Source organism: Piscibacillus halophilus, assembly GCF_900110685.1.
Taxonomy (GTDB): domain Bacteria; phylum Bacillota; class Bacilli; order Bacillales; family Alkalibacillaceae; genus Piscibacillus; species Piscibacillus halophilus.
In genome coordinates, this window is the sequence record NZ_FOES01000019.1 from 39,206 (window position 1) to 47,822 (window position 8,617).

Annotated in this window: 7 protein-coding genes; 5 read left to right on the forward strand and 2 right to left on the reverse strand. The window is 36.6% G+C overall.

Going from position 1 to position 8,617, the window contains the following annotated elements:
* The first annotated feature begins 341 nt into the window (after positions 1-341).
* The gene (locus BMY57_RS09670; RefSeq protein ID WP_091773817.1) at positions 342-1,874 is read left to right on the forward strand and encodes an AbgT family transporter; all 1,533 of its coding nucleotides are present in this window, start codon (positions 342-344) and stop codon (positions 1,872-1,874) included.
* A gap of 146 nt (positions 1,875-2,020) precedes the next feature.
* Here the strand turns inward: BMY57_RS09670 and BMY57_RS09675 are convergent, their stop codons facing one another.
* Positions 2,021-2,623: a hypothetical protein gene (locus BMY57_RS09675; RefSeq protein WP_091773818.1), complete on the reverse strand. Its 603-nt coding sequence runs from the start codon at positions 2,621-2,623 to the stop codon at positions 2,021-2,023.
* 204 nt (positions 2,624-2,827) lie between these two features.
* On the opposite strand from BMY57_RS09675, the gene BMY57_RS09680 reads away from it, so the two are divergent.
* Positions 2,828-3,925: an NAD(P)/FAD-dependent oxidoreductase gene (locus BMY57_RS09680; protein WP_091773819.1), complete on the forward strand. Its 1,098-nt coding sequence runs from the start codon at positions 2,828-2,830 to the stop codon at positions 3,923-3,925.
* A gap of 39 nt (positions 3,926-3,964) precedes the next feature.
* On the opposite strand, the gene BMY57_RS09685 is transcribed toward BMY57_RS09680, so the two are convergent.
* Positions 3,965-4,405, reverse strand: a complete 441-nt coding sequence (locus BMY57_RS09685) for an Hsp20/alpha crystallin family protein (protein ID WP_091773820.1) — start codon at positions 4,403-4,405, stop codon at positions 3,965-3,967.
* 152 nt (positions 4,406-4,557) lie between these two features.
* On the opposite strand from BMY57_RS09685, the gene BMY57_RS09690 reads away from it, so the two are divergent.
* From BMY57_RS09690 to glyA, 3 genes are all read left to right on the forward strand, one after another.
* The gene (locus BMY57_RS09690; protein WP_091773821.1) at positions 4,558-6,111 is read left to right on the forward strand and encodes a BCCT family transporter; all 1,554 of its coding nucleotides are present in this window, start codon (positions 4,558-4,560) and stop codon (positions 6,109-6,111) included.
* A gap of 104 nt (positions 6,112-6,215) precedes the next feature.
* Entirely contained in the window at positions 6,216-6,869 is a 654-nt protein-coding gene (locus tag BMY57_RS09695; protein WP_091773822.1) for a GntR family transcriptional regulator, read from the forward strand.
* 15 nt (positions 6,870-6,884) lie between these two features.
* A complete protein-coding gene (glyA, locus tag BMY57_RS09700; RefSeq protein WP_091773823.1) occupies positions 6,885-8,219 on the forward strand; it encodes a serine hydroxymethyltransferase in 1,335 nt (444 codons plus the stop codon).
* Positions 8,220-8,617 lie beyond the last annotated feature (398 nt).

An 8,617-nucleotide genomic window follows, 5' to 3' on the forward strand; every position in this document is an offset into this window, starting at 1 on the left:
AACATGCCGATTGAATTCTGATAGAAACACCCATAGCCATAAGTTTTACACTTATTGAAACTGGAAAAGGACCCATAGAATTTGGAAATGCACCTATAGAAATCCAAAATACCCTATAGACTACTGATAACCTCCTATAGAATAAGGGGGGTGAAATACCTTATATAATCGCAATATCTAATATTAGTGACAATGTTGTGAATTTTTTTTCTAGTAAGAGTTTTGGAAAGGGTGTTTAATTTTAAGCGAATACCCCTTATAATGTTTCACGTCACTAAATTAATTGAAAACAAACTTTTCAGAAAAATTGAAATCGGGAGAATGAAAGGAGATTATACATCATGGAAAAACAACGCAAAGGTCTTTTTCAGCGTTTTCTTGATATGATTGAGAATGTAGGTAATAAACTCCCACACCCGATTACATTATTTGCTATTTTAGCTCTAATTGTAATCGGATTATCTGCAGTCGTCTCAATGTTTGGTGTCAGTGTTGAGCACCCAGGTGAAGAAGGGGAAATAGTTGAAGTTAAAAACTTGCTTAGCACTGAAGGAATTCAATATTTATTTGAAAGCATGGTAGACAACTTCATTGGATTCGCACCACTAGGCGTAGTATTAGCAACTATGCTAGGTATTGGTATTGCTGAGCGCACAGGGTTAATTAGTGCCAGCTTACGTGGGTTTGTTTTATCTGTACCACAAAAACTAATTACTGCAGGTCTTGTATTTGCAGGTATTATGTCAAGTGTGGCTTCTGACGCAGGTTACGTAGTATTACCACCATTAGGTGCTGTGATCTTCGCTGGACTTGGTCGTCACCCATTAGCAGGTCTTGCAGCAGCATTTGCTGGTGTGTCAGCTGGTTTCAGTGCGAACTTATTCTTATCGGCTACAGACGCAATGTTAGGTGAGCTAACCATTGATGCGGTAAAAATCATTGATTCAGCATACGCTGAAACGATGAACATTGCGATGAACTACTGGTTTATTATTGCATCCGTATTCTTACTAACATTCGTTGGTGCTTGGGTAACTGAAAAAGTTGTAGAACCTCGCTTAGGTGAGTATAAAGGTGACTATCGTGAAAACCTAAATGGTTTAACTGCTATTGAGAAAAAAGGTCTTAAGTGGGCTGGTATTTCACTACTAGTATCTGTTGTCTTAACATCTCTATTAATCGTACCAGCAGACGCACCATTACGTGGCGAAGAAGGCGCAATTATTCAATCGCCATTCATGTCATCACTAGTACCAATTATTATGTTACTGTTCTTTATCCCTGGTTTATTCTACGGAATTGCCACTAAGAACATTAAGAGCGACAAGGATGTTGCGAAACAGTTAACCGATACAATGGCATCAATGGGAATGTTTATTGTACTAGCCTTCACAGCTGGTCAGTTCGTCGCTTATTTCGCGGAATCGAATATGGGACTAGTTCTAGGTGTGTTAGGTGCTAATTTCTTAGATGCGATTAGTTTACAAGGTATACCTTTAATCACTTTATTTATTATCGTTGTAGGGTTTATCAACCTATTCATTGGTAGTGCATCAGCAAAATGGGCGATGCTTGCACCAGTATTCGTACCAATTATGATGCAGTTAGGGTATTCACCTGAAATGACCCAAATGGCATATCGTATTGCCGATTCAGCTACAAACATTATTACACCATTAATGACCTACTTTGCGATTATTATCGCATTTGCACAAAAGTATGATAAGAAGATGGGTATTGGTACGCTAATCTCCGTAATGTTCCCATACTCAATTGCATTTATGATCTTCTGGACAATAATGTTAATTGTATGGATGCTATTCGGAATCGAATTAGGACCAGGTTCACCAATTCTTTATGATTACAATGGGTAATATAGTAAAAACTCTCAGTCAAAAAGGCTGAGAGTTTTTTTATGTAGCTACATATAATTCACGGATAACAAATAGGAAAAGTTGCAATTATAGTTAAAAATAATAAAAGCCTTGACCCATTAATTTGGGTCAAGGCCTCATATGAATTATTCTTCTTCATCTTCTTCGGTTTGATCGTCTGGATGTTCACCATCTAAGTATTCGAAGTCTAAATCATCAATTAACCATTCGTCATCTTCTTTGACAAGGTTGTAAGTATAATCACCACGGTTTTCTTCGGCATCTCCAGCAATTCTAAAGAAGAAGAATTTATGATCGTCTGCTAATGAGTAAATATCAAATGTATCCGCATCGACTGTAACGGTGAAATCTTGGTCTACCCAAGTTAATTCGCCGTCGTTTTCTTCAACAATTGTTTCAGCAATGTTGTGCGCATACGATTCAGTGACAGGTGCATTTTCTATGAAATAATTAGCCACTTCTTCAATTGAAGTGAATTCCTGAACTGTTGAATCTTCAACATATTCTTCTTGGAATTGCTCCATAGCTTCATTGTAAGCATCCATCGCAGATTCTACTTGTTCTTCATCGCTAGCCTCTGTATCAGAGTCTTCATCTGTGTTTTCTGTTTCTTCGTTATTTTGTTCAGAACCATTCGTTGATCCTTCTGATTCTTCAGCGTTGTCGTTACTACCACAAGCTGCAAGAATTAGCATAAGAGTTACTAAAAGTACCCCTAAATAACGCATGAAACTCCCTCCCTTTAATTGTGATATTTGTGACTCCGAGAGAAATTATATCGTGTGCCGAAATAAAAATCAATCAAAATAGTACCGTTTTTCCCAATTTTTTCACATTTTCTATAACAATCGACATTAAGACTTCAACACATTAAAAAGTGTTTGTTATAATAAACTAAATTTAAATGAAAAGATACAGGGAGGGTGATTTGAATGACTCATGTAGTAATCGGTGCAGGAATTGTTGGTGCATCAGCTGCTTATCATCTTGTGAAAAAGGGGCATGACGTTGTATTAATAGACAATAATCTGGAAGGTAGAGCTACTACAGCAGGTGCTGGAATTATTTGTCCGTGGGTTTCAAGTATTGACGATCAGGCGTGGTATACGTTAGCAAGAGGTGGAGCTTTATATTATCCGAATTTGATCAGTGAATTGGAAAAAGACGGTGAGACCAATACAGGCTATGGTTTAACAGGTGCACTTGCTGTCAGTGAAGATGATAAAGAAATCGATGAAATCTATCAACATGTACAAAAAAAGAAGAAAGACACAGAGTTTATTGGTGAAGTAAAAAAACTAGATCACGATCAAGCTAAAGAACTTTTTCCGCCATTAAATAAAAAATTAAAAGCCCTTTATGTAGAAGGTGGAGCTAGGGTAGATGGAAAATTGCTTACTCAGGCTTTAGTCAATAGTTTTGTAAATAATGGTGGTAGATTAGTAGAAAATACAGCTCAATTAGAAAGAAAAGATGACCAAGTTTTAGTCAAAATAGGCAAGGAAACGATTGAAGCAAATGAAGTAATCGTCGCTGCAGGGGCTTGGTCAAATGACTTACTGGATCCATTAGATTTAAAAATTAACCTTGAAGCTCAACGTGGTCAGATTGTCCATTTGAAAGTTGACGAAGATACCTCTAAATGGCCGGCAGTGTTACCGCAATCTAGTCACTACATGGTGGCCTTTAATGATTCAAGAATCGCTTTTGGAGCCACACGAGAAGATGGAAGTGGCTTTGATTATCGAATGACAGCAGGTGGAGTCCAAGAAGTGTTGAATGAAGGTTTAAGTGTAGCGCCAGGATTGGAAGATGCGACATTAGGAGAAGTACGTATTGGTTTTAGGCCAAAAAGCCCAGATTTTAAACCTTACTTTGGTAAAGTAGAAACGTATGATAATCTCACAATCGCAACAGGTCTGGGTGCAACGGGTCTAACAATCGGACCTTACCTAGGAAAATTAGCTGCCCAGTTAGTTAGTGGGGAAGAGCTAAAGATTGAATTATCAAACTATAATCCATTTAGATAAATAAAATTGGCTGTTGAGAACAATGTCTCAACAGCTTTTTTAATCATCAAGGAGAATGCGGTAAGTTTGAGAATTGTTTTGTTTGTTGTATGGTTTTGGTACTTTTAATTGTAATAACCCGTTTTCAAATGTTCCTTTGATTTGTTGTTCGTCGATTTCACCGATATAAAAGCTACGTTCGAATGATCCATACGTACGTTCTTTTCGAATGTATTGTTCATTATCGTTATTAGTTTCATATAATTCGTTTTTCTGACCTTTGATAGTTAAATATTCATTTTTGTACTCAACGATTAAGTCATTTTTAGAGTAACCAGGTAATTCAGCACTAATTTCGTATTCATCACCTTTGTCTATGACATCTACTTTTGGGATTTGTACATTAAACTGACTGAATAAGGATCTATCTTCAAGGTCTCTGTCAAATAATTTTGGTATAAAATCAAGGAAATCACGTTTGTTTGGAAATAGATTTGCCATTGAAATCACCTCCTAAAGATTCCTTTCATTAATTTATTATCACGTTATGGATCCTCTTAAACCTTATTACCAAGAACATTCATATGTTTAATCTACATTGTAAGTGGTATATATCACACTATCTTGAAACAAAGTTTAGGAGGTTAAAGTGTATGAAACAGAGATTCCTAGTTAATAAGTGGAAGATGATCGATTTTCGTATATTTTTACCCTCAATTCTACTAATCATATTGATTAGTATTCCATTCTCATTATATGAATCTGAATCATTGGAGTTACTTAACTCAATTTTTGATTCCATTGTAAATGCATTTAGTTGGGGTTATATTTGGTATGCGATAATATTACTAGGTGCAGGACTCTATTTATCATTTTCTAAATATGGAAAAGTAGTCTTTGGAGATCCAAATGAAAAACCTAGATTTACGTTGTTTCAATATGCAGCTATTTTAATTGCCATGGGTGTAGGCTCAACAATCATGAGAACAGGTATGGTGCAATGGTCACAAGTGGTGAATGACCCACCATTTGGATTAGAGCCGGGTTCACAAGAGGCTTTATTATGGGGAAACGCTTATAGTATGTTTCTATGGAGTTTCCAAGTGTTTGCGATTTTTGTGATGGCAGCACCAGCTATGGCTTATGTGATTCACGTAAAAAAACGTCCTTTAATGCGCATTTCAGAAGCTTGTCGCGTTATTTTTGGCGACCGTTTTACTGATGGCATTGGAGGAAAAGTTATTGATATTCTATTTTTAGTGAGTATTTTATCTGGAGCTGCTGTGACGCTCGGCCTTGGAACCCCGATTATTACATCGAATTTATCCGCTTTGTTAAATATTGAAATTACATTTGGATTAACCATGATTGTGACTTTTATTTGGGTCTTCATGTTTTCGGTCAGTGCGTATTTAGGAATTGAAAAAGGAATTAAGAGATTAAGTACGTTTAATATTTATCTTGCTGGTGGACTCGCTGTATTTATATTAGTTGCAGGTCCGGGAATTTTTATATTAGATTACTTTACCGATACAGTTGGGCATCTATTAAACAATTATTTAAAATTATCATTTTACACAGAATCTGTTGCCAGTGAGACAACATCGCATATTCAAAGTCATATGATTTTTTGGTTCGCCTATAGTGCGACATGGGCTATGCTTCATAGCGTATTTGCTGCGAAAATATCGAGGGGACGGACTGTAAAAGAGATGATTTTAACCTATTTATTAGCACCGACAGCCCTCTCCTGGATTGCAACAGGTATTTTGGGTGGACTAGGTGTTCACTCTCAGATAACAGGTCAAATAGATGTGCTAAATCGCATTGAAGATACTGAACCTGTTAATGTGATTCCTCATATTTTATCAGCTCTTCCATGGTCGAGCGTGATTATGATCATATTTATTGTAGTGTCAATGATATTCTTGACGACGACGCTCGATTCAACAACGTATACGATTGCGGCTTACTCTAGTAAAAGAGATATGAGTCGTAAAGAACCTTCTAAATACGCACGAATTTTAACAGCCGCGATTATTACGACATTGGCGCTCATTCTGATGCAGATTGGTGGATTAGCCCCACTGGAAGTAATATCAGGGTTGATGGGTCTGCCAATCATTATTCTTCAATTCTTAACCATTTACGCAGCTAAAAAAATGATGGATGAAGATCAAGCGTGGATTCATAACGTAAGAAAATAATTTATAGCCTGTCTATTCTCAATGGTTAAAGGGAGTAGACGGGCTATATTTTATTACGAATATTCACAATTGACTTAATATTAAATATGCGATATATTGGTTTTATGAAAACATTAAATTCAATAAAAACCATTCAAAGACAATCTTTAAGAGAACAAATTTATCAACAATTAAAGGTTGCCATCATACGGCTTGAGCTAGAACCGGGGGAGAAAGTTAATGACCAGGAATTAGCAAAGCAGTTTAATGTAAGCCGTACGCCAGTACGCGAAGCTTTACGCCGACTAGAAGATGAAGAACTCGTCTTTACCAACCCTGGAGCGTACACACGTGTTGCGAAGATTGATTTAGAGGAGGTGAAACAAGCAACGACTGTTGTAGCTTCACTTCATGCACTCGCCGCAAAATTAGCCCTACCAAACCTTGCCCAATCTGACTTAGAAAAACTTGAAACTATAAATTTAAAATTAAAAAATGAATTAGAAACTAAAAACATTATCAATGCTATAGAAGCTGATGATGAGTTTCATAAAGTGTTTTTAGATCTGTCCCAAAATATCCAGATACAAAAAGCATTAGATCCCGTGGAATCAAAAATTCGACGTTTAGAATTTGCTAAGTTCAACTCTGTTGAAGGAATAAACTCGGTTAGTGATCACCAACTCATAATAGAAGCATGCCGAGATTCAAAAATAGATACAGTCACAAGCCTCGTAGAAAAGAACTGGATGAGTTTATTCGATTTATTAACTCAATGATTAGGAGGTATTTTAGTGAGTGTGACAGGTGACAAAACAGAGGTTCATGACGAAAAGGTATTGGATTGGGCGAGAAAACTGATTGAAAAGAGTCAATCCGAAAGACTCGTTGTAGATGAAGTCTTTAATTCGGTTCGGAGAAATGAAATTTGGCGCGGGAATGAATGTTTAAATTTATTAGCTCCCGAAGCCCCTACTAGTCCGCTTGTAAGAGAACTTTTATCTTCTGAAGTTGGGACACGAGCAGCAGAAGGTCATATTGGTAAATTAGAACGTTGGTTTGCTGGAACACAGTTTATTGATGAAATTGAAGCATTATGTATAGAGCTTCTGAAGAAGGCATTTGGAGTAAGTTATGCTGATCATCGATTAGTTGCAAGCATGATTGGAAATATGACGGTATATACAACTTTAACTGAACCAGGAGATTCGATTATGAGTTTAACCCAACCATTTGGAGGTCATTCTAGTAATCGATATGATGGTCCAGCAGGAGTGAGAGGGGTTCGGGTTTATGATATCCCAATAGATGAAAAAGAATTAACAGTAGATTTAGATGCATTTGAACGAGTTGCACGCGATATAAAACCAAGACTCGTATCACTAGGTGCTTCTATGACATTATTTCCACTACCAGTTAAAGAAATTTCAGAAATTGTTACTGAATGGAATGGAAAGGTCTACTTTGATGGTGCTCATCAATTAGGGTTAATTGGGGCAGGGTTATTTCAAGATCCACTAAATGAAGGAGCAGATGTTATAACGGGCTCAGCAGGTAAAACCTTTAGTGGACCTCAAAGTGGAATCATTTTGTGGAATGATCCAAACTTAACCAAGCCTTTGACTGATACAATTTTCCCAACTCTAGCTGCCACTCACCAAGTTAATCGTGTTGCGGCGTTAGCAGTTGCAGCTGCTGAGTTTATTGCATTTGGCGAGGAATATATGAAACAAATTGTTAGCAACTCTAAAGCTCTTGCCAAAGCGCTTCATGAAAGAGGTATTCCAGTCCTAGGATCTCATAAAGGATTTACTGAGACTCATCAAGTCATTGCAGATGTAAGTGAATTTGGTGGGGGATACCATATTGCAAATAAGTTAGCTGAAGCTAATATAATCGTTAATAAAAATTTAATTTCTAAAGATCGTCCAGAAGATTGGGATAAACCAAGTGGGATTAGAATTGGTACGACAGAAGTGACTAGATTGGGTATGAAAGAGTCAGAAATGGACGTAGTTGCAGAATATATTTCAGGGATCATAAAGGATGAAAAGACAATAGATCATATTAAGAAAAAAGTTTTAGGTTTAAGGGAAGAATTTAATAAAATACATTATTGTTTTGAATGAAAATTTATAGGGTGTTCCAAATACTTTTAAAAGAAAGAACCACCGTGATAATTTATGAACTATACCCCAGTTAGTGGACTAATAAAAAAAAGTTCCTAACTGGGGTTTTGTTATGTTGATTATCTCTCATTGTTATAATGAAATTAGTCATAACTAGGACGATTTATCAAAAGAATTTTATGATCTGCCGCAGTGGAAATACACTTCGCTTTCCACGGGCACGGCTTCAACTTCCCAAAGTTCACTAACGTTCACTTTGGGTGATTTTCAGCTCGTGCTGTTCCCGTAGGAGTCTCGTGTATTTCTACTGCTGGTAAGGATTAACGATAAAGAGGTGTTTAAACATGAGTAATACAATTTTTAATGCTAAACAAATGGACCTACTTGAACAAAACCCA

Bases quoted from the DNA above. Each gene is read 5' to 3' on its own strand.
- BMY57_RS09695 (WP_091773822.1), top strand. From the start codon at position 6,216: ATGAAAACATTAAATTCAATAAAAACCATTCAAAGACAATCTTTAAGA.
- BMY57_RS09675 (WP_091773818.1), bottom strand. From the start codon at position 2,623: ATGCGTTATTTAGGGGTACTTTTAGTAACTCTTATGCTAATTCTTGCA.
- BMY57_RS09680 (WP_091773819.1), top strand. From the start codon at position 2,828: ATGACTCATGTAGTAATCGGTGCAGGAATTGTTGGTGCATCAGCTGCT.
- BMY57_RS09685 (WP_091773820.1), bottom strand. From the start codon at position 4,405: ATGGCAAATCTATTTCCAAACAAACGTGATTTCCTTGATTTTATACCA.
- BMY57_RS09670 (WP_091773817.1), top strand. From the start codon at position 342: ATGGAAAAACAACGCAAAGGTCTTTTTCAGCGTTTTCTTGATATGATT.
- BMY57_RS09690 (WP_091773821.1), top strand. From the start codon at position 4,558: ATGAAACAGAGATTCCTAGTTAATAAGTGGAAGATGATCGATTTTCGT.